Genomic DNA, 19,935 nt, shown 5'->3' on the forward strand with positions numbered 1-19,935 from the left:
CACTCCCGGCGAGTGCGGCACCACGTCACCGACCTTTGTGACCAAAAGGCCACAGGGGTGATTTCGGCGGATTCCGTTTCCCGGGAGGCGCGGTGGGCAAGCAAAGAGCCGTGGCATCTGACTGAAATGCATCGCTATACGTCCGAGACTGGGACTGCGCGCCGGGAGTTCGCCTCGAATCCCCAACAGGCCCCAGGCGCAAGGGCGTTCAGACCTACCTCTGCTCTGAGCGAACGCCAGACCAAGCCGCTATCCGTGGCGTGTGAACGTGTTAGCTTCGAACGAGACCGGGGGAGGCGGGTCCAACTCATCGCTCATCCATCACATTTCCCCCCGGGATGCCTGGGCTCGGTCAAGGACAGGGGTATTCATGAGTGACGCAAGGCTTCACCACCCGGCATCGCCGACGGTATCGTCCGCCCACAGCCCCAACGGCGGCGCCGCGTTCGGTGACCAGATCTACAATCGCCTGCTCAGCGACCGCATCATTTTCCTGGGCAAGGAAGTCGACGACGAAATAGCGAACCAGATCACGGCTCAGATGCTCACCCTGGCTGCCGACACGGACCAGGAGATCTACCTGTACATCAACTCTCCCGGCGGCTCGGTGATGGCCGGTCTCGCGATCTACGACACGATGCAGTACATCCGCAATGACGTCGTCACCGTCGCCATGGGATTCTGCGCGTCCATGGGCCAGTTCCTGCTCACGGCCGGCACTCCGGGGAAGCGGTTCGCGCTGCCCCACACCAGGATCCTCATGCACCAGCCGTCGGCCGGTCTCGCGGGCACGGTGACGGACATCAAGATCCACGCCAAGCAGATGCTGGAGACGAAGCGGGAGATGTCCGAGTTGATCGCCCTTCATTCGGGCCAGACGTTCGAGCAGATCACCAAGGACTCGGACAGGGACCGCTGGTTCACCCCCGCAGAGGCCAAGGAATACGGCCTCATCGACGACATCATGACCCATGCCTCGGGGGCGCCCGGCAGGGCCTTCCAGCGCACGTCCGCCTGATGACCGCGTGGTGGGACCACAACCCCGTGCGCACGGAGGTGTCGCGCTCAGTGAAGCCGATTGAATACTCGTCCCAGGGCCGGGGCGCGCCCATGACAGGTCGCTACGTCGTCCCGAGCTTCGTGGAGCGCACCGCGCAGGGAACCAGGGAACTGGACCCCTACGGCAAGCTCTTCAGTGAACGGGTGGTTTTCCTCGGACACCAGATCGACGACACGTCGGCCAACGACATCATGGCGCAGCTGCTCTGCCTGGAGGCCATGGATCCGGACCGGGATATCTCCCTCTACATCAATTCGCCTGGAGGCTCCTTCACGGCGTTCACCGCCATCTACGACACCATGCAGTTCGTCAAGCCGGACATACAGACCGTCTGCCTGGGGCAGGCGACTTCTGCCGCCGCGGTGATTCTCGCTGCGGGCACGCCGGGGAAGCGGATGGCGCTGCCGGGCGCCCGGATACTCATTCAGCAGCCGTCCCACGAGGGAAGTCAGGGTCAGATATCCGACCTTGAGATCCAGGCCGCCGAGGTCGAACGGCTGCGTCTGGTCATGGAAAGAGTCCTGGCGGAACACACCGGGCAAACTCTGGAGCAGGTCTCCAACGATATCGAGAGGGACAAGTTCTTCACTTCCCAGGAGGCGAAGGAGTACGGGCTGATCGACCAGGTTGTGTCGCCGCGGTCGGTTCTCGGCGCGTCCTGACGCCCCTTTGTCTCTGCAAGCGGTGGTGCGGCACAGGGTCGGGACGGGCGCCCGACCCTGCCCGGGTCCGGGACGGAGGCCGAACCGGCCCGTGGTCCGGTACCTGTGCGGTCGCCGGCCGGATCACTCCGTCATGGGCGGACACTCGGCGAGCCGGCCGACGACGTCGCGCCGGGCTCGCCGGGCATGCCGCGGGTGGTAGCCGATGCCGGGGCGCACGGCGCCCAGCGCCCGCCGTTGACGCCCAAGGCCAACGCCCACGTATCGGAGCTCGGCCAGGGCGTCGGCCCGGCGGCGCCGGAACTCGTTCGGCCCAGGCCCCTCGGCCCCGCACGCCGGTCCGGGCGGCACTTCGCCTTCCGGTTCCGGGGACGGTTCGGACTCCCGGCCCTCGGCGGATTCCCGGTTCGCCGCCCACCCCTGTGAGCAACTTCGTTTGTTTCATTGACATTTCACTCAGAAGTCTTACTGTTGGGAGCGCTCCCATGGTGCTTGGCGACTAGAAGGAGTTCCCCCACATGCGCAAGAACCCATCAACCGGGCGTTCCCGGTCGGCCCTCCGCCGGCCTCTCCAGGCGCTCATCATGCTGTTCGCCGTGGCTGTCGGCGCCCTGGCCTGGTCGGCCCCCGCCCAGGCTCACGGCAGCATCGTCAACCCCGCCTCCCGCGCGTACCAGTGCTGGCAGACGTGGGGCAGCAACCACACGAGCCCGGCCATGCAGACCGAAGACCCCATGTGTTATCAGGCGTTCCAGGCCAATCCCGACACCATGTGGAACTGGATGAGCGCGCTCCGCGACGGCCTCGGTGGCCAGTTCCAGGCGCGGACCCCCGACGGGACGCTCTGCAGCAACAACCTCTCGAGGAACGCCAGCCTGAACAAGCCCGGGCAGTGGAAGACGACCAACATCAGCAACAACTTCACGGTCCAGCTGCACGACCAGGCGTCCCACGGTGCCGACTACTTCAAGGTCTACGTGAGCAAGCAGGGCTTCAACCCCCAGACCCAGACCCTGGGCTGGGGCAACCTCGACTTCATCACGCAGACCGGCCGCTACGCCCCGGCGCAGGACATCAGCTTCAACGTCAACACGTCCGGCTACAGCGGACATCACATCCTGTTCGTGATCTGGCAGGCCTCGCACCTCGACCAGGCCTACATGTGGTGCAGTGACGTGAACTTCGGCTGAGCCGGAGAGCGCCGCACACGGCACCGGCCGCTGCCGGGCGCCGGCACCCCGCCGCCCGGCCGGCCGAGCCCCGTCGGGGCAGGGGACCCATGGGGTCACCCTGCCCCCGACGGGGCTCCCCGCGCTGCTGGTGAGAACACACCCGGCCGCGGGGCGTGTCGCGCCGCCCGGCGTACCCGCGCCGCCCCGGCCTGCCCCGGGCGCCGACCACTCCCGGAGACCTCCTGCCCAGGGACGAAACCGCCTCCCGGAACCCGCCTCAGTGGCCCGCCCTCGGCTTGTGCGGCCTTCCGCGCGGGGGCATCAGCCCTGGCCGCGTGCGTCTCTCCGGCCCGTTTGAACACCCGCAAACCACGCCGCGTTCTAAGGGTAATTGCGAGCTCTCGCAACGAGATCCCCACGGACAAGGAACGCATGTGATGCCCAAGCGAACCCGCCGTCTCACCGTACTGGCCGCTCTGCCCACCGCCGCCCTGCTCACCGCTGGCGCCTCCTCCCCGGTGTTCGCCGAGTCGGAGACTCCCGCCTTCCATCTCGACCTGGAGCAGTTGAACGACTCCGGCTCCCGGGGCACGGCCATGGTGAGCCTGCGCGGCAACGAGATGACGGTGTGGATCAAGTCCGAGGGCATGGTGCCGGGGCAGCCCTCGGCGCAGCACCTGCACGGCTCGACCGAAGGGCGCGACTTCGTCTGCCCGGACGACAGCGCCGACACCAACAAGGACGGGATCCTCGACAACACCGAAGCCACCGTCCACTACGGCGACATCAACATCGCGCTGACCGTCTCCGGGGACACCGACGCGGCGACCAGCGGGCTCGCGGTGGACCGGATGCCGGTGGCCGACGCCAACGGCAAGGTCTCCTACAAGCGGACCATCGAGGTCGGGCAGGACGTGGTCGAGAAGATCAAGGACCTGCACATCGTCCAGCACGGCATCGATCCCAACGGCAACGGCGAGTACGACTTCGACGGCGCCGGCAAGAGTGAACTGGACCCGAAGCTGCCCCAGGAGGCGACCGCGCCCACCAACTGCGGCGAGGTCAAGGGCGCGTCGGTCGGGTCCGTCCCGGTCGGCGGGATCGAGACCGGCGGCGGGGCGGAGCGGCCGGCCACGTCCCCCTACGTGATCGGCGCCACCGGTGCCGCCTCGGCGGCGGTGGCCGGGATGCTGTTCGCCGTTCGCCGGCGGAAGGCGTCCGGTGTCCCGGCGACGGAGACCGGGGGTGCCGCGTGAACCGCTCGGCAGAGAGCGTACGGGCCGGGGGGCGGCGCGTCCCCGCTGCCCTGATCGCCGCCACCGCGGCCCTGCTGGTGCTCACCGCCTGCGGGGGGCAGGGCACATCGGCCTCGCAGCCGCCCCCGGCGCAGAGCGCGACGGGCGGGGCAGCCGGCGGCGAGGCGCCGGGCGCGGGCTCGGGCGCGGGCCAGGCGGCCGCTGCTCTGGACCGGTCGGTGCCGCAGCAGGTCAGCATCCCCTCCCTCGGTGTCTCCAGCGCCCTGGAAACCCTGGGGCAGAACAAGGACGGGGCGATGACCACCCCCAAGAACCCGGACCTGGCGGGTTGGTACGAGCCGGGGCCCACTCCCGGCTCCGAGGGGCCCGCGGTGATCGCCGGGCACGTGACCTGGAACGGCGAGGACGCGGTGTTCAAGGACCTGAAGACGCTGAAGGCCGGCGACACGGTCGAGGTGAAGCGCCAGGACGGGAAGACGGCCACCTTCACCGTGGACCGCGTCGAGGAGTATCCGAAGAAGGAATTCCCCACGCTGGAGGTCTACAAGAACCTCGACCACGCGGGGCTGAGGCTGGTCACCTGCGGAGGTGAGTTCGACGCGGACCGGCACTACTACACCCACAACGTCGTGGTGTTCGCGAGCATGACGGGCGTCGCGTAGGCGGCTGGAGCCGAGATGCGGCGGCCCCCGACCGCCGGCGCTCCTCCGCGCAGCGGAACTGTCACGGCCGTCTCCCGCCGGGCCGCGGGCCCGGTGATCGGGGACCGGCCGCGGGCTCCCGGCGGCCCGGGGGCTCCAGGCACCTCCGCGGCTGCTTCCGCCGGGAAGACCTCCTCCGCCGGGCAGTTCGAGGAGCCGCCGGTCAGACGCCGGCCGTGAACCGCGTGCGCGGATACGCGCCGAAGACGCGCGCGCCGGGCAGGCGCCGGGTGTGGATGAGGGCTTGCGCCGCGGGGGCACCACGTGGCGTGTCCCGGGCCGCGGCGCGGTGACGGCGTGCTCGCACTCTCCGGGGTGCCCCCGGTCTGCCGGCGCCTCGGGGGCCGTGCGGACCTCGTCCTGGAGCGCGCGGGACGGCGGCGTATGGCGAATGGGCGTCAGGTACGGGAGGCGTGTGCGCGAGCGCGGGCGGGCCCGGCCGCGCCGGATCCGGCAGTACCCATGACTCCCATGACTCCCATGACTCCGATGACTCGGATGACTCGGATGACTCGGACGAGAAGGTCCCTCGTCGGTGGGGCCGCGTGCGAGGGGTGTTGACGTCGTTCAACGGTTCCCTATCATTCAGGTTGCTCGATACTTCGACCCTTGTTCGGTATGCCGAACAATCGAAGTCGCTCCATCGCACAGCAGCGCATCTCCGGGTCCCCCTCGAACGCCGAACCCCAAGGAGCCTGCCGCATGGGTACGTCATGCCCCTACGTCATGTCATGGGCTGATCAATCTTCCCCGTCGTCGCGCGCCGACGGCCACCGCCGGCCTCGCTGCCCGCGTGGTCCGCCCGCTGACGGGGCCCTCCCGCGCCGCGGCCGCGCCCGCCCGGGCACCGGCCCGCGTCACCGCCCGGGGGTACGCGAACGGGTGATCCGGCAGGGCCGGCGGACGACTGGCGGACATCGAAGCCATCCGCGATCCGCGCCGGAACACCCCCCACGCCCCGGCCGCGACCCTCCACCACGCGCCGGGCGTGCCGACCGCGGGCCCCATGCGGCCCCAGGGCCCCGGGCCCCACCCGTCTTTCCGGAGGTCGCGCCGCCTTTCCGGAGGCCGCGCAAGGCCGGGAAGTCACCAGCGGCCTGCCGTGGTGCTCGAACAGACCGCGCACACCGCCCTGCACCGACCGTCCGGGCACCTCTGGCGAGGTGCGCCGGAGCCGACCGCTCAAAGATGAGGAACCCCCCATGCACAGAGGAAGTTTCCGCCTCAGGCATCCGTCCGTGGCGCTGGCCGCCGTGGTCGCGGGCTTATTCGCGTTGGTGGCGACGCTCGTCGCGCCCCCGGCCCGGGCGACCGCCAGCGGCGCCACGTGTGCTCTCCCGTCGGCGTACCGGTGGTCGTCGTCGGGCGCGCTGGCGCAGCCCGCGCACGGATGGGCCTCGCTGAAGGACTTCACCGCCGTGAAACACAACGGCAAGTACCTGGTCTACGGGTCGAACTACTCGGGATCGGCGTACGGCTCGATGATGTTCACCCCCTTCACGAACTGGTCCGACATGGCGTGGACCGGCCAGAACGGGATGAACCAGGGCACGGTGGCGCCCACGCTGTTCTACTTCGCACCCAAGAACATCTGGGTGCTGGCGTACCAGTGGGGTCAGTGGCCGTTCATCTACCGCACGTCGAGCGACCCCACCAACCCCAACGGCTGGTCCGCTCCGCAGCCGCTGTTCACCGGGAGCATCTCCGGCTCCGACACCGGCCCGATCGACCAGACCCTGATCGCCGACGACCGGAACATGTACCTGTTCTTCGCCGGTGACAACGGCAGGATCTACCGGGCGAGCATGCCGATCGGGAACTTCCCCGGCAACTTCGGCTCGTCGTACACGACGATCATGAGCGACACCAAGGCCAACCTGTTCGAGGGCGTACAGGTCTACAAGGTGCAGGGCCAGAACCAGTACCTCATGATCGTCGAGGCGATGGGGGCGAACGGGCGCTACTTCCGCTCCTTCACGTCCAACAGCCTGAACGGCTCGTGGACCCCGCAGGCCGCGAGCGAGAGCAACCCCTTCGCGGGCAGGGCCAACAGCGGCGCCACCTGGACCAACGACATCAGCCACGGCGACCTGGTCCGTAACAACCCCGACCAGACCATGACCGTCGACCCCTGCAATCTGCAACTCCTCTACCAGGGCAAGGACCCCAACGCGGGCGGCGAATACAACCGTCTGCCGTGGCGGCCGGGTCTCCTCACCCTGCAGCGCTGACCCTTCCGGTTCCCGGTTCCCGGTTCCCGCCTTCCGGCTCCCCGCTTCACGGTGGCCGTGATGGGGCGCGGCCTGCGGGCGGGCAGGGCGCGAGCGGTTGACGGCATGGACGCCCTGGCCGGATCGACGTCGCCGGGACGGCACCAGGCCCTGTGGCCGGGCGACCCCGGGGTGCCGTGATGTCACGGCGCCCCGGGGAGGGAAGGACGTCAGGCGGCCCGGGGGAGGTCCTCCCGCGGCCCGTCCTCGGCCTCGCCGGGCGCGACCCCGGTTTCGTCCTCGGCCTCGTCCCCGGGCTCGATGTCCCGGACGCAGACCTTGTTCTGGCGGAGGTCGATGCTGCTCACCTCGAGGTCGAGGATTTCGCCGAGCTCGATTCCACCGTGGTTGAGGTCGTGCCGCAGCTGCCCGCTCATTGCCGAGCAGTGCAGGAACACCGGGCGGTCCCGGCCGGGAACCCGCAGCAGCACATAGCCGCCCCGGCCCTCCGGAACGATCTTCACCACTTCGCCCTCCAGCCGCTCGTGCAGCGCCACCCCGGGCGACGCCACCCCGGGCGACGCCGCCCCGGCCGGCGCCGTACCGGCGGACGGAAAGGGGGCCGCGGGCCGACCCCGTCCCTGCGCCAGGGCCAGGGTGACCCGGCGCCGGCGGCTCTCCACCGACAGCACCGTCACCTCCACCCGGCTGCCCGGAGTGAGCTCCGTCCCGGGTGGCAGCGAGCTGCGCGGCACCAGGCCGTTGACGGGCCCGGAGACCCGGACGAACGCCCCCGCCTGCCGCACGCTGTGCACCGTGCCGGTGAAGGTGTGCCCCACCGGGTGGGTGGCCTCCAGCCGGCGCCACGGGTTCTGCTGGCCGCTGAGCAGCGTGTATTTGGTGCCGCCCGCCGGGAGCATCTCGAAGGCGCCGTCCAGCCACTCGCCCACCGCGCAGAACCGGGTCATGTCGGTGACGATCCGCGACCAGTCGAGATCCTCTCCGCTGAGCACCCCCAGGGTGCCGTCGGCGGCCCGTACCACCGCGAAGTCCGCGGAGACGCTGACGACCTGGGCGCGGGCCGGGGTGACCCCGCCGGTCGCCAGCGGTATCAGCGCCATCTCCTGGGCGGGCTCCAGGCGCACCGCCTCCAGCTGCTGCCGCAGCTCCGCCCGCATCCGCGCCATGTCCGCGTACAGCGGGGTGTACGGGATGTGGCGCAGCCCGCGGACGTCGCTGGGGATGTCGTCCGCGTGTTGCGCGAGGTAGATCATGCGCTTGCCGATCAGCTTGGCGGCCATGTACTCCATGGCCACGTTGGGCGTCCGGCAGGAGAAGTCGACGATGCAGACCTCGGCCTGCTGGATGCCGCGCCACACCACGTCCAGCACGTTGGCCGGGCCGTAGACGCTGTCGGCGCGGACCGGCGTCATGCCGGCCTCCGTGACGACCGGGCTGATGACGTCCTGGAAGTGCCAGTCGAAGTCGAACTCGTCGTCGTTGCGGAGGGTCTTCCTGCCCATGGGCGTGATGACGAGCACGGTGCCGGGAACGGTCTGCTCGTCGCGGGTGAGCCGGATGTCATGCATGACGGTTGCCTTCCGGGAGGAGGCGCCTGCTGCGCCCCGTTGGGATGAGGATCCCGGGCGCAACCGGTCTTTGCCCGCTTCGTCCGTTGAGCTTCCGCGGCCCTCCTCCACCGGCCGCGGGCGCGGGCTCAAGGGGACCTCAACGTACGCCCCACACGCGGCGGTTGACCGCTGCACAATTGGCCCATGACAGACATGGGGGAGCAGTGGCGCATCCGGGTCCTGGGCGATCTCGGCGTCGAGCGGGACGGGACACCGCTGGAGCCGCCCACCGGGCTCGCCGGTGCGGTGCTGGTGGTCCTGGCGCTGCGGTCGCGGCACGGCGCGCGGGAGCAGGACGTGATGGCGTGGGTCCGGGACGGCGCCGGGCGCCCCGCGATCGCCTCCGAGTTGGCGCTGGCGCAGCACGTCAGCAGCCTGCGGCGGACCGGACTGCCGGTGCCCAAGCGGGCCAAGGGACGCCCGTACACCCTTGACCGGCAGTCGGTCCGGGTGGACGCCGAGGAGTTCGTCTCGGACGTGGGGAAGCTGCGCGATCCGGCCGGGCCGCCGGACCCGGCGGAACTCGCCCGGCTGATCGGCCTGTGGTACGGCGACCCGCGCGTCTGCCACCCGCAGGTCGAATCCGGCCGCTGGAGCGCGGTGTTCGCGTGCCGCGACCGGCTGCTGGAGGTGCTCGGCGACACGGACCCGGAGGTCCTGCGCCAACTCGACGGCCTGGAAGGGTTCCTGGACCTCTTCCCCGGTGACCGCCTCTGCGCCCCGGTCCGGGAGCGGCTGCGGGCCGGTGAGCGGCGGCGCATTCTGGTGGTGGAGGACCAGATGGCCGGCCTGATCGAGTCCGCGCTCGAGACCTTCGGGTTCTCCTGTCTCACCGTCCGTTCGCTGGACGAGTGGTGGCGGCTGCGGCGCGACCGGGAGGCCGAGGTGAAGCAGCTCGCCGGGGCACTGGTGGACCTGCATCTGACTCCGGGGCTGGGCGACCGGCAGGGCCTGGAGGTCGTGGAGTGGCTGGCCCGCCACACCGAGGTGCCGGCCTCGCTGATGACCATGGCACCGCCGTCGGGCGACCTCTACGACAGCACCCTGGTGCAGCGGGCCCGGTACCGCCTGGTCGGCATCATCCACAAGGGCACACCCCAGGTCGACCTGACGGTCATCAGGACGGCCGCCGAGGCCCTGGTGTCCCAGGACCCGAGGCACCGCAGAAGGCGGGCCGAGACCTGGCTGGAGTGGGCGGCTCTGCGCGCCGACGAGAGACTGGACGCCGGGGGCAGCGGACGGAACACGGCACTGCAGCGCTGCCGCCAGGCTGCCGACCGGGTGCGCGGGACCCTCCGGAACGGGACGGTGGCGGAGGCGGAAGACCAGATGCGCGCCTTCCTCCAGCAGTACCCGGGCTGAGGGCGGGGGCCGGGCGGCCGCCGTCAGTGCGCGACGGGCAGCCGGACCCGCAGATGGGCGCCGCCGAGCGGGGAGCCGTCCAGGATGTCGAGCCGCCCGCCGGCCTCGCGTACCAGCCCCCGCGCGGCCGACAGCCCGGTGCCCCCGGTGCCGTGCCGGGACAGGTGCTCGCCGGTGCGCAGCAACTCCCGCTCCTCCTGCGTGAGTCCGGGCCCTGAGTCCTCGATGTCCACCTGGAACCACCCGCCGGAGCCGGACCACGACGTCCGGGCCGCCGCGGACCGCTTCCGCGGATCCGGCCCCCCGCACGGAACGCACCGCCTGGGCCGCGTTGCGGATCAGGTTCTCGAACGCGGTCTCCAGGGCGACGCGTACGGCCAGCACCGGCGCCCCGCCGGCCGGCCCGTCGGCCGCCTCGCTGTGGAAGGTCATCCGTACACCCTCGTTGAACTCGACGTCCCGGGTGACCCTGAGCAGCAGTTCGCCCAGGTCGTGCACGGCCGGCGGCTCCTGATGGCCGGAGACCGCGGTGCGGATCTGCTCCCCGCCGAGCCGGGGCAGCATGCCGATGACCCGCTTCAACTCGGCCGCCTCGGCGCCGGAGAGTCTGGTGCCGAGCTCGTCGAGACGCGCGTGGATGAGCGCCAGGTCGTTGTCGGCCTGGTGCGCGTGGTGCCGTACCGCCTTCTCGGTGCGCGCGGCATGGGTGAAGGCCCTGGCCTCCTCCAGGCGCTGCACCAGGACCTCCACGGCCGCGGCGGCCTGCTCGCTCGCGCCCTCGGAGAGCAGGGCGCCCAGGCCGGCCCGCAGGGTGCGGTAGCCGCCGGTACCGTCGGGGAGCGCCGCGCGCCGCAGGAGACCCTGCCCGCACAGCCGTTCCAGGACCTCCTCGGCGTCGAAGAGCTGCCCGGAGCGCCGGGGGAAGTCGTCGGGCAGGCCGGCCAGCGGAAGATCGGTCAGGATGTCGGCGGCCCGGAACGGCTCCTCCGGGTGCAGGGCGTGGGCCAGGCCCAGCGCGGCCCGTTCCTCCGCGGGGAGCGTGCCGGTCACCTCGGAGCGCACCCGGGCCCGGAACGCGGAGGTACGGACCAGGGCCAGTCCGGTGTGGCCGAGCCGGCCGTCGGCGGACCGCTGCGGCAGCACCTCGTCCAGCAGCATCCGCATGACCAGCGGATGGCCCTCGGACTCATAGTCCAGGGCGTGCACGAGGGCCGCGTCGGGGACCACGGCGTGCAGGTCGAGGAGCCAGGCCAGCGCCTCGCGCGGGGTGCCGCCGTTGAGGGCGATGCCCGCGCCGGGGAACGCCAGGGCGCACGGGCCCAGCCGGGGGACCAGCAGGCGCAGCAGGTTGATCCGCCGGTGGGCGGGCGCGGACAGCAGACCGGCCGGCGGCGGGGTGAGGACCCGCAGCAGCTCCACGGCGGTCAGCGCCGCGACACCGGCCGGCGTGGCCGGTGCCGGGCCGGCTGTGGGCACGAACCAGACCAGTGGCCGCGGCAGTTCGCCGGGCGGCGGCGCGTCGGTGGCGGAGACCCACAGGCCGACCCCGGCCGGGTCGGTGATCGGCAGGTGCGGCAGCCGGGCGTCGTCCAGCCCGGTCAGCAGGGTGTGGTAGCCGTTGTCCCGGAAGATCACGGGTTTGCGCACGTCCTCGCCGAGGACCGCGCTCAGGCAGGAGGCGAAGTCGGCGACGGAGGTCTCGTGGCGGCCCGCGGCGAGGACGCGCAGCGACTGCAGCAGCGGGATGTCGGACTCGCCGAGCCGGACGTAGCGGGTCAGATAGTCGTGTCGCGGCGGCACGGACTCGGGCGGGTAGTGGCTGAGGATCTCCCGGAGGCCGCGGCCGAGTGCGGGGTCCCAGCGGGGCGGGCGGGGCACCCAGGCGGGGCTGCTGCCGTTCGTGTCGATGTCGTCCGCCGCCAGCAGCCTGCGGGCCGCCTCGAACTCGTTGGCGTCCAGGCAGGCCTCGACCGCCCTGGCGTGGGCCTCGGACAACTCCGCGGCGTTGAGTTTCTCGCGCAGCGCCTGCTGGTGCCGCTGCTCGGCGCGGTGTACGGCGGCCTCGGCCTCGTCGAGCAGGGCCGTCGCCTCGGCGCGCCGGCGCACCGCGGCCTCCTCGGCCCGCCCTGCCAGGTCCGCCGGGAGGCCGGCCGAGCTGCGGGAGGCGCGCCGGCGCAGCAGGGTGACCCGGGACCGTACGGTGGCGAGGGCCTCCTGCTGGGCGGCGTCGAGCCGGGCGTCGAGGCCGGCGCGTACGTTCCGCGGCAGGGCGGTGCCGGCCGGGCCGGCGGGGGAGCCGGCGGTGTCATCCAGGAGGTCGGCGGTGACGGTGAACTCGCCGTCGTCGACCAGGCGGTGCAGTCCCTGCGCCTCCGTCATCGGTTCGGCCAGGCCCCGCAGTACCAGGGCGGCCGCCTCGCCGGGGGCGAGCGTCCGGCCGCCGGCCAGGGCGACGGCGAGTGCGGGGTGCCGGCTGCGGCCCGCCCAGTTCCGCAGCACCGTGTCGAGCAGCGGCCCGGCCTGGTCGTCGGGCTCGGCGGGCTCGGCAGGGCCGGCGGGCTCGGCGGGGCCGGCGGAGTCCGCGGGTACGGTCATGAGGCCCTCCAGCGGGCGAGCGGTTCGAGGTCGGCGAGGAAGCGCCGGGCCAGCACGCCCTCCGGCCCGTCCAGTGCGGCCGCCGCGCCGGTGAGTCCGGCCCAGTGCCCGGCCAGCCAGGTGCCCAGCTCCTCGGCTCCGGGCGGGGCCGCCCCCGTCGCGGCGGCCGATCCCGCCGTGCCGAGGAGGTCGTCCACCGCGGTCACCACCGGGTTCAGCCGCTGCAGGTAGCGCTTGAGGTGGCCGCCGAACATCGGGGTCCCGTGCTGGGAGGCGCCCCGCCCGGCCGCCAGCACCAGTTGCTCGGCGGGATGGGCCCCCGGCCCCTCGCGCCACTCCCGGAGCTCGCCGTCGCCGCGGCCGGTGACGATCCGGCCCAGCTCGGCGAAGGCCCCGGACGGGGTGTTGAACAGGGCATGGTGGGTGCGGGTGCTGACCGGGCTGGCGAAGGTCATGGCCCGGGCGTGCGCCAGCCGGTGTTCCAGCTCCTCCCAGAGCCCGGCCCGTTCGTGCTCCCGCCGCGAGCCGTCCAGGCTCACCCGGATCAGTTCCAGCGGCATCGGCAGGTACGCGGCCCGCCAGTAGGCGCCGACCCGGTCCGCGAACTCCGACCACGGTGCGGCAAGCCGGGGCCGTACGACCTCCAGCGCCTCCTGGCCGGAGGCGTCACCCGTGAGCAGCAGCAGGGAGCACGCTCCGAGCGCCGCCACCACCCGCTCCGCGGCGCAGAGCCCTTCCGGGAGGACGAGTTCCTCAAGGACCAGTTCCTCCAGGACCGCGGCCACCGCTGCCGGACGGTGCGCGGAGCGGGCCGCGCCCAGCACCGCCGTACGGGCCCGGGGCCGGAAACCGGCCTCGGGCAGGCCGAGGCGGAGCACCGCGGCCTCCACGAACCGCCCGGTGTTCCAGCAGTGCCGCACGAGCCACCGCTGCCAGCGCCCCGCCCGGGCGTCCTGCCCGCCGTCGGGGCCGCCGCCCCGGTGGTCGGCCAGGCAGCGGGCGGCGACCACCGCGACCAGGTCCTCGGGGCCCGACCCGCCGAGCAGCTCCAGCAGCTGCCAGGGATCCTCCGCGTCGCCCAGCACCTTGGCCACCAGCCGCGGGTCGGCGGCGCCCTGCTCCGCGTAGGCCCGGAGCAGCCGCTGGGCCGGGGCGTGGGCGACGCCGGCCGGCGTCGGGGCCGCGGCGGAGCCGGGCCCGGTCTCCGGCCCGGTCCCCGCGGCCGCCTCCGGCGCGGCGGGCGTCCCGGTGGCGCCCGCCGCCCGGGCCACCGAGTCCGCGGCGGCGGCGCCGCTGACCCGGACGCTCAGCTCCGAGGCCAGCCGGTGGCGTCCGTAACGGCCGTCGAACGCCAGGTAGTTGAAGCTGCCGACGACGGCCTCGTCGTCCCAGACCAGCAGCGCCGCCCGGTTGCCGCCCTCCACCAGGCGCAGTCCGCCGGGGAAGCGGGCCAGCAGGTCCTGCAGCCGCTGCCGGGCCTCGCCGTACTGACGGCGGTCGCCCACCGGGTGGCCGGCGTCCGGCAGAACCAGGGTCACCTCGACGCCCTCCTCCAGCCGGGAGCGCAGGGCGCCCACCAGCCCGGTGTCGACGATCTCGGCGGCCAGACCGTCGGACGCGATCACCAGCCTGCGGCGTGCCCGCCTCAGGGCGACCCGGAACAGGGTGCGGTGCGTCGCGTCCGTGACCAGACGGGCGGCGGGCAGCCGGCGGGCCGCCAGCCGGGCCTGCGCCTGCCGCAGGTACGCGGACCAGCCGCCGACCCACAGCTCCAGCGCCGACGTCTCGACACTCGGATCCTCGGCCGGCGCCTCCACCGCCGGCTCCGGCAACTCCCCGCGCCCGCGCCCGCGCGCCGGTTCCGGCGCCGGTGCCCCGGCCGTCCCGGGGTCCGCGGTCCGGAAGTCCGCGGCCCGGACCCGGACCAGCCGGCTGTGCTCGTACGACGGCACCGAGGCCCGTACCCAGTCCAGCAGCTCCGTGATCACCGGGCTGTCGTCGCCCGGCTGTTCCAGCAGCAGCCCGACGGAGGACCGCCCCCCGGCGCCCGACAGCGGAGCCGCGCTGGTGACCAGAGCCGCCGTGTGGTCGGCGATCACCAGCTTGGCGTGCGTCCGGGCGCTGGTCACCGGCAGTACCACCTGGGTCGCGCCGGCTTTCGCGCCCAGCCGCTGCAGGTCCTCCAGGGCGTTGCGGGTCCGCTCGTCGAATTCCTCGTCCCGGTCCCGGTCGGCCGCCCCCCACAGCAGCACCAGGCGGACGTCGCGCCGCACCGCGTCCTCGAGTGCCGGGAGGTGCCGGCGCAGCGTCTGGTAGTGGATCCGCGGACTGCAGATCACCAGCTGGGCGTCGGCCTGGGCGATCAGCTCCCCCACCAGCCGCTCGTGTTCGTCGGCCGTCACCGGTCGCACCCGCATCTCGCGGTCCGTGCGCTCCTGCAGCAGGCCCTCCAACTGCCGTGCGCCGTCGGCGAGTTCGCGGTGCCAGGCGCGGCGCTGCCCGGCCGGGACCCCGCGCGCCGTCTCCACCCGGTCCGCCAGGCGTGCCAGCGCGCCCGCGGGGGAGGGCGGTTCGCTCAGCGCGCCGACCGCGACATCGCGCAGCGCGGTGAACGGCTTGCCGCCGGGCGCCTCCGCGGCGAGCTGGGTGAGCCGTTCCGAGGCACTCTCCCGCAGCTCGGCCGGCACGCGGTCGTCCACCACGGTCATCGTCAGCTGCTGGTCGTGCTCGTCCCAGCGCGGCTCCACCTTCAGCTCGATCCACCGGCGGGTCCGCGGCCGTTCCAGACCGGGCGGCGGCAGCCGGTAGGACAGCACCTTGCGCCGGCGCCCGGAGTCCACCGGCTGGTGGGACCTGTCGGCCGGCGGCCGGTGGTCGTCGGCCTTCAGCGACTCGTCGAGCGCCCGCAGCACCGCGGACTGCGGCACCCTGTCCAGGCCCACCGGGTCGTCGCCCGGCGGCAGGGCGAACCTGGGGTCGGGCGGCGACAGCGGACCGCCGGCGGGCAGCACCCGGCGGGTGACCTGGTCGATCATCAGCTCCCGCTTCTCCCGCACATACTCCGCACCGGGCACCGGCGCACCCCGGTCCAGCCGGTCGGCGACCTCCGGCGGCACGACGATCCGGTTCAGGGAGCGGTCCACCGTCAGCAGCCCTGCCCGCCACAGGTCGTACACCAGGTCGTGGACGATCCTGCGGCCGAGCTGCAGATGCCCGGTGAGCTGCCCCACGTCGGTGAGCCCGGCGCGCACCGCGTCCAGCAGCACCAGTTCCATCGGCGACAGCGCGCCGCCGTAGCCGAGCCGGACCTGCAGCTCCACCGTCTCGCAGGGCACGTAGACGACCGCGACGCTCACCTCGCCTCCAGGGACAGGACGTCGGCGGCGTTCAGCACGGCACCGTAGTGGTCCACCGCCTGGCAGACCGTCTGCCAGAAGGTGTCGCCGCCGTTCTCGAACCCCGCGTAGTGCGCGTACTCCCCGACCACCACCAGCAGTTGCCGGGCCCGGGAGAACAGGACGTTGATCAGGTCCCGGCGGGACAGGTGACCGAAGCTCTCGGCCGCGCTGCCCGAGCCGCGCCGCTTGTTCCGCACCAGTGAGACCACCACGATGTCCGCCTCCCGGCCCTGGAAGGCGTGCACGGTCTGCACGAACCGCGACAGGTCGCCGTAGCGGTGCAGGACCTCAGCCTGCCGCCGGTACGGGGTGAGCACCGCCAGCGGCTCGGTACTGAAACCGTCGCGGCCCGGAACCGGGGCCGGGCGCAGGGCCGACACCAGGCGGTGCACGATGTCCGCCTCGCCCTCGTTCTTCCAGTACGGCTGCTCCTGGCAGTTCGGCAGCCCCGCGGTGTCCAGCCACACCAGGGCACGGCCGCGCAGCCAGCCCGGCGCCTCCACCGGTGCCGGGGTCTCCGGGTGGTGGGTGGCCAGCCCGCCCAGCGGCATGCCGTCCTCGGGCGGGGGCTCCCCGGGGCGCGGCGGCCGCGGGTAGAACCCCCGGCTGACCACCTGCGCGATCGGCTCACGCATCCGGAACTGGGTGGACAGCCGCGCCGTCGGCCGGTTTCGCCAGGTGACCGGTTCCACGCCGGCGTCCGCACCCGTGTCCGTGCCGGCGGCATCCGCGCCGGTGCCGGTGCCGTCGCCCGCGGTCTCCTGCTCCGGGAAGAGGCTGCCGAACATGTCGAACGCCTTCAGGTACGTCGTGCGGTCGGCGCCCGCGGCGGCGATCGCGGTGCTGGGATCGTTGACGCACGAGTCGAGGAACCGCACCACCTCGTCCCGCCGGTGCGCCGGCAACTGGAAGTGGTCCCCGATCAGCGTCCAGCGGGTGCCTCTCACCAGCGGGATGGCCAGCTCCGTCGGCCATGCCTTGGCCGCCTCCTCGACGATGACCCAGTCGAACGACGACGCTCCACCGGTCGCCCCCAGATTGCGCGGCGTGGCGGTGGCGCAGGTGGCGAAGACAATGTTCGCGCCGCGCTGCAGGCGGTCCGCCAGCTCCGGCAGGACCGGTTCCCGGGCGCCGGGATCCAGTATTCCGCGCCACCGCTCGAGCACCGGCCGCACGTCCGGGTCCACCCCGGCGGCCAGCTGCTCGTCGATGCCCTGCCGCATCTGCCGGGCCCGGCGCAGTACCAGCTCGCTGCGGAGCCAGGGGCGGACCCGCTCGTCCGGGTTGCCGCGCTGGGACACCACCCGCAGCGCGATCGGGACATCGGGGTCCGCGTCCGTCGGCCCCTCGTCGTTCCGTGCGCCGATGTCCTTCAGGATGCGCGCCGCGAGGTTGTCCAGGGTGAAGTTGGACTGGGCCGAGACCAGGATGCGATGGGTGGACTCCTGCTCCAGATAGGCGGCGACAGCGCGCGCGGTGACCGTCGTCTTGCCCGTCCCGGGCGGCCCCTGCAGGGCGAAGAACGGCTGGTGCACCAGGATGTCCCGCACCGCCTGCCGGCCGCCCTTCAGCAGGCCCTCGCCCGCGCCCGCCCACCGCTGCGGCAGCGTGGGCAGTGAGAACGGCCTGCGCAACTGGCTGACCAGCGACTTGAGGGCGAACAGTTCCCAGCGCGCGTCCGCCTGCCGGCGCAGCACCGTCTCCGAACCGATGTCGTCGGCCGGCCGGATCCAGCCCCGCGGCGGGATCCTCTTCTGCCCCGGCTTGGGCTGCAGCACGATCCGGTCGCCGCCCTCGACCCGCACCACCTGTGCCTGCACGCTCCGTACGTTCCGACCCTTGCGGTCGTGGTCCCCGGCGTACACCTCGACGTCGGCGCTGCCGCTCTCCTCGTTCTCCAGCCGGCCGAAGAACTCCCCGAACGGGGGCCGCAGTTCGGGGTTGCCCGCGTATTTGGTGAGCAGGGCGTGGCTGTGGACGCGATCCTGGTCGCGCTGCTGGTCCCAGCGCACCAGCGTGCCGTCGCCCGGGGCGTCGGCCACCGTCTCGTACGGGTAGCGGCGGGCACGCAGTTCGACGCCCTGGAACTCCAGCAGCCAGTTGATGGCGCGCTCGTAGTCCAGCTGCGCGGTGGACTTCGCGACGGCCGGGCGGATGGCGTCCGTGAACGCCTCCCAGCTCGGCCGGTCCCGGCGCAGCGCGTTGAGCCGCGGTGCCGGGGTGCGGTAACTCAGCGCCTTGATCTCCGGCATGGGCCGCTTCAGCGAGGCCGCCCGCAGATCCTCCAGCTTGTTCTGCACCCCGTACGCGTCCAGCCGCGCCACGTACTTCACCACCAGCACCTCGGGCATCGGAGCCCCCAGACTCAGACCCTGCCGCGGCCGGAGCAACTGGCAGAACCACAGGGCACGGGCGCCCGCCAGCACCACGGTGGCCTCGCGCTTGCTCTCCGTGGAGCCGCCGTTGACGAACGGGTCGGCGCCGTCCGGGGACCAGAGCACCTCGCCGCGGCGCAGATCGGTGCGGAGCAGTTCGGCCGTCTCCCGGATGCCGGCCTCACTGTCCGCCGGGTGCTCCAGCCAGTTCCACTTGCCCAGGGTCTCCTCGCCCCGCTCCGGCATGAAGGCGAGCAGATGCGGCAGGCTGCTCACCGCACCGCCGAACTCGATCACGTTCGCTTCGTGGTGCTCGTTCAGGTGGCCCGCGACCTCGTCCGCGGTGGGCCGGTTCCGCGGGTGCGGGTCCAGCATCCGCCGCAGCAGGTCGCGCAGCGCGGAAGGCAGCCGGGCGTGCTGCAGCCGGTCCAGCAGATGCTCGCCCAGGCGCTCCAGCCGGTCCCGTTCGGCCACCGCCTCCGCCGCCTCACGGGGGACGCGCTTCGGCACCAGCTCCTGGGGCAGCGGCTCGACGAACCACTCCCAGGCGACCGCCGCCAGCCCGTACACGTCACCCTTGGCGCTCTCAACGACGTGGTCCGGCTCGCCCGGCCGGGGCAGCAGGTACGCCAGCCGCTCCGGCGCCAGATACGGCAACGGCTCGGGACCCTCCGCCAGCACCAGCTCCCGCAGCTGCCCGGCCGCGGAGGAGTCCGCGGACGCGCCGCTCAGCAGCCCCGCCACGAAGGAGCTCAGCTCGAACCGGGCCAGCCGCAGCCGGTATTCGCCGTCGGACCCGATGACCACGTCCAGCGCGGCGGGGGAGAGCCGGCGGTGCGTCAGGCCCAGGTCGTGGACGTGCGCCAGCGCGTCCGCCAGCAGCTCGAACTGCCTCAGCGCCCCCGCCGGATCCCCGCGCAACATCTCGCCGTCCGCCGGGGAGAGCTGGTTGTCCGCCCCCACGGTGGCGATGAACGCAGCCTCGGTCCCCTCGCCCGACTCCGTCCTGAGCCCCGCCTCCTCGGCCGTCACGGCGTCGAGATAGCCACCGCCCAGCAGCACCGGCAGACAGGGGTGCTCCAGCCCCGACAGCCGGGTCAGTGCCCGCACCTGCTGGTCCCACAGCAGACCGCCCAGCTTCGTCAACCCCAGGTAGACCGAGACGTCGACCTGCCGGTTCGCCTCCGCGTCGAACAGCTCGCGCGTCAGGTACAGATGCCCCGGCAGCAGCTCCCGGAGGCCGATCGGCTCGTCCGGGACCACGGCCTCGTACGGCCCGCAGCGGGCGGTCGCCGCGTCGCAGCAGAAGTACTTGATCAGATCGACGACCCGCTCCACCCCGAACGCCACCCCTCGCCCCCTGCGCCAGCAGCACACGCGTGCCGCAAGTATGAGGCACATGTGCCGAGTTGGTGAGGGCTGTCACCATCCCTCATGCTTCTGCACGACACCCTGGTCCCTCAATCCGGCCATCCAGGCGGGATCGGCACCGGTCGGGCAGGTGATCGGGCGC

General features: G+C 72.7%; 10 protein-coding genes and 1 pseudogene. 6 read left to right on the plus strand and 5 right to left on the minus strand.

Annotated features, from left to right (window positions below; all coding sequences use genetic code 11):
• Positions 1 to 370 precede the first annotated feature (370 nt).
• Together KBZ10_RS13735 and KBZ10_RS13740 are read left to right on the plus strand one after the other, a co-directional pair.
• On the plus strand, positions 371 to 1,018 hold the full coding sequence (locus tag KBZ10_RS13735) for an ATP-dependent Clp protease proteolytic subunit (protein WP_210987880.1): 648 nt from the start codon (positions 371 to 373) through the stop codon (positions 1,016 to 1,018).
• Between the two features lie 92 nt (positions 1,019 to 1,110).
• Positions 1,111 to 1,722: an ATP-dependent Clp protease proteolytic subunit gene (locus KBZ10_RS13740; RefSeq protein ID WP_210987933.1), complete on the plus strand. Its 612-nt coding sequence runs from the start codon at positions 1,111 to 1,113 to the stop codon at positions 1,720 to 1,722.
• A 123-nt stretch (positions 1,723 to 1,845) separates the two neighbouring features.
• On the opposite strand, the pseudogene KBZ10_RS29400 reads toward KBZ10_RS13740, so the two are convergent.
• Positions 1,846 to 1,941, minus strand: a pseudogene (locus KBZ10_RS29400) (dienelactone hydrolase family protein); the annotation flags it as partial.
• Positions 1,942 to 2,306: 365 nt separating this feature from the next.
• Here KBZ10_RS29400 and KBZ10_RS13745 point away from each other — a divergent pair.
• The 4 genes from KBZ10_RS13745 to KBZ10_RS13760 all read left to right on the plus strand — a co-directional run bounded on the left by KBZ10_RS13745 (position 2,307) and on the right by KBZ10_RS13760 (position 7,082).
• Complete coding sequence (locus KBZ10_RS13745) at positions 2,307 to 2,912, plus strand: lytic polysaccharide monooxygenase (RefSeq protein WP_210987934.1); 606 nt, start codon at positions 2,307 to 2,309, stop codon at positions 2,910 to 2,912.
• Positions 2,913 to 3,328: 416 nt separating this feature from the next.
• The gene (locus KBZ10_RS13750; RefSeq protein WP_210987881.1) at positions 3,329 to 4,150 is read left to right on the plus strand and encodes a hypothetical protein; all 822 of its coding nucleotides are present in this window, start codon (positions 3,329 to 3,331) and stop codon (positions 4,148 to 4,150) included.
• Entirely contained in the window at positions 4,147 to 4,812 is a 666-nt protein-coding gene (locus KBZ10_RS13755) for a class F sortase (RefSeq protein WP_210987882.1), read from the plus strand. Before KBZ10_RS13750 ends, KBZ10_RS13755 begins: the two co-directional genes overlap by 4 nt.
• Positions 4,813 to 5,948: 1,136 nt before the next feature.
• Positions 5,949 to 7,082, plus strand: coding sequence for a non-reducing end alpha-L-arabinofuranosidase family hydrolase (locus KBZ10_RS13760; protein WP_374223350.1), 1,134 nt, complete (start codon positions 5,949 to 5,951; stop codon positions 7,080 to 7,082).
• A 209-nt stretch (positions 7,083 to 7,291) separates the two neighbouring features.
• Here KBZ10_RS13760 and KBZ10_RS30560 read toward each other — a convergent pair whose 3' ends face one another.
• From KBZ10_RS30560 to KBZ10_RS30295, 4 genes are all read right to left on the minus strand, one after another.
• Positions 7,292 to 9,613, minus strand: a complete 2,322-nt coding sequence (locus KBZ10_RS30560) for a S1 RNA-binding domain-containing protein (protein ID WP_374223351.1) — start codon at positions 9,611 to 9,613, stop codon at positions 7,292 to 7,294.
• Positions 9,614 to 10,077: 464 nt separating this feature from the next.
• Entirely contained in the window at positions 10,078 to 10,287 is a 210-nt protein-coding gene (locus KBZ10_RS30565; protein WP_210987886.1) for an ATP-binding protein, read from the minus strand.
• Between the two features lie 2,358 nt (positions 10,288 to 12,645).
• Positions 12,646 to 16,005, minus strand: a complete 3,360-nt coding sequence (locus KBZ10_RS30040) for a hypothetical protein (RefSeq protein WP_210987887.1) — start codon at positions 16,003 to 16,005, stop codon at positions 12,646 to 12,648.
• Positions 16,002 to 19,772 carry an AAA domain-containing protein gene (locus tag KBZ10_RS30295; protein WP_210987888.1) on the minus strand — a complete coding sequence of 1,257 codons (3,771 nt, stop codon included), beginning with the start codon at positions 19,770 to 19,772 and terminating at the stop codon, positions 16,002 to 16,004. Before KBZ10_RS30295 ends, KBZ10_RS30040 begins: the two co-directional genes overlap by 4 nt.
• Positions 19,773 to 19,935: the final 163 nt, after the last annotated feature.

The sequence above is a fragment of the Streptomyces sp. F63 genome, from assembly GCF_018070345.1.
GTDB lineage: Bacteria > Actinomycetota > Actinomycetes > Streptomycetales > Streptomycetaceae > Streptomyces.

Bases quoted from the DNA above. Each gene is read 5' to 3' on its own strand.
- KBZ10_RS13735 (WP_210987880.1), top strand. From the start codon at position 371: ATGAGTGACGCAAGGCTTCACCACCCGGCATCGCCGACGGTATCGTCC.
- KBZ10_RS13740 (WP_210987933.1), top strand. From the start codon at position 1,111: ATGACAGGTCGCTACGTCGTCCCGAGCTTCGTGGAGCGCACCGCGCAG.
- KBZ10_RS13745 (WP_210987934.1), top strand. From the start codon at position 2,307: ATGCTGTTCGCCGTGGCTGTCGGCGCCCTGGCCTGGTCGGCCCCCGCC.
- KBZ10_RS30560 (WP_374223351.1), bottom strand. From the start codon at position 9,613: ATGCAGGTCCACCAGTGCCCCGGCGAGCTGCTTCACCTCGGCCTCCCG.